This window comes from Ruegeria atlantica (assembly GCF_013033965.1).
Classification (GTDB): domain Bacteria; phylum Pseudomonadota; class Alphaproteobacteria; order Rhodobacterales; family Rhodobacteraceae; genus Ruegeria; species Ruegeria atlantica_D.
Map to the genome: position 1 here is coordinate 1 of NZ_WQFE01000044.1, position 1261 is coordinate 1261.

2 protein-coding genes and 2 pseudogenes are annotated in these 1261 nt (G+C 54.5%); 3 read left to right on the forward strand and 1 reads right to left on the reverse strand.

Annotated features, from left to right (window positions below; all coding sequences use genetic code 11):
- The 3 genes and pseudogenes from GOW16_RS22600 to GOW16_RS22935 form a co-directional block, all read left to right on the forward strand.
- Nucleotides 1–255, forward strand: a 255-nt coding sequence (locus GOW16_RS22600) for a transposase (RefSeq protein ID WP_170419821.1), incomplete at its 5' end; no start/stop codon positions are given.
- Nucleotides 252–398, forward strand: a complete 147-nt coding sequence (locus GOW16_RS22605) for a hypothetical protein (protein ID WP_170419823.1) — start codon at nucleotides 252–254, stop codon at nucleotides 396–398. The genes GOW16_RS22600 and GOW16_RS22605, both read left to right, overlap by 4 nt.
- 19 nt (nucleotides 399–417) lie before the next feature.
- A pseudogene (locus GOW16_RS22935) lies at nucleotides 418–635 on the forward strand (IS1595 family transposase); the annotation flags it as partial.
- Nucleotides 636–840: 205 nt separating this feature from the next.
- Here the strand turns inward: GOW16_RS22935 and GOW16_RS22610 are convergent.
- Nucleotides 841–1261, reverse strand: a pseudogene (locus GOW16_RS22610) (hypothetical protein); the annotation flags it as partial.

A 1261-nucleotide genomic window follows, 5' to 3' on the forward strand; every position in this document is an offset into this window, starting at 1 on the left:
GGGAAATCCACTTACGAAACGGCTCGAAACTGTTCAAACGAACCGAACCACCTCTCTTTGGAGTCCGTTGCGGGCCATGAGATTTTGATTGGTCGGGATGGCAAACGGCGTTGGCCGGAAGAGGTCAAAGGTCAGCTTGTTGCGGAAACTCTGGTTCCTGGGGTGACGGTAAACGAGGTCACCCGACGCGCCGGCATGCGTCCAAACCATTTGTCTGAGTGTCGTCGTCTGGCGCGGAATTTGCGCCGGTTGTGATCGAACCCGAGACACCGGTATCGCCGTCAGAACCCGCTATCGGGATTGAGATCGTCCACGGTGACGTCACCGTTCGACTTGATGTTGCCACGTCGCCCAAACGGATTTCCGAGATCGTCTACGCTCTGAATGGGGCCTCATGATCTTTCCGTCGAACCGGGTGCGGACCTGTATTTTAACGAGATAGGTTTTCACTGGTCCCAGCGCATCGCAACTGGAACGTCCACCCGGAAGAACCGTAAAGGACGCGAACTCTCTGCTCCCGAGTATCTCCGGCCTTGCAACTGCCAAACGTCTTTCGAACCATCGTTGGACGACAGATGCGAAGAAGCCCAGACGGCGGCATCATCATCAAATCGGAAGTTGCTGTCTTTGGTTGATAAAGGCCGATGGGCGTTGTGAGAAACAAGAGGAGAACATGGGGAACAATGATCCTTCACCGCGCTCGACATGAAACAGCGAGACGGGCAACATATCTGCCATTCACCTACTGCTGCCGCAGAGGCTGGCCTCGAAATTCAAGTGCCAATAGAATCTTGCGTGCAGGGCTACAAACAAGCAACCTGCACGCAATGTGTATTTCGGTTAGACGAACCAGAACTGATCCTCTGTCAGCGATGCAACAGTGATGTTTTCGAGTTCAACGGACCCATTGTCCCACTCGACCCGCGTTCCGGAGCCGGTGTCAACTAGGGTGAGGGCCGAGAATGTGATTCCAGCCATTTTCAACTTGTCCGAGTTTAACTCGAAGTTAGTTATCCGGTCCGCACCGCTGGCGATCTGTGCATTGAAGACAAACTCATCCGCACCACTACCGCCAGTTAGAACGTCATCCCCTGCACCGCCATCGATCACGTCGTTGGAAGAGAAGCCAATAATGGTGTCATTGTCTACGCCACCTGTGAGGGTTTTCTCTCGAATCCCCGCCAGATCCAGCACCGTGCCGTCGGCTGAGCCACCCCGACTGAACTGGTCCACCGCTATGTTTAGGAAACGGAGGACCAAG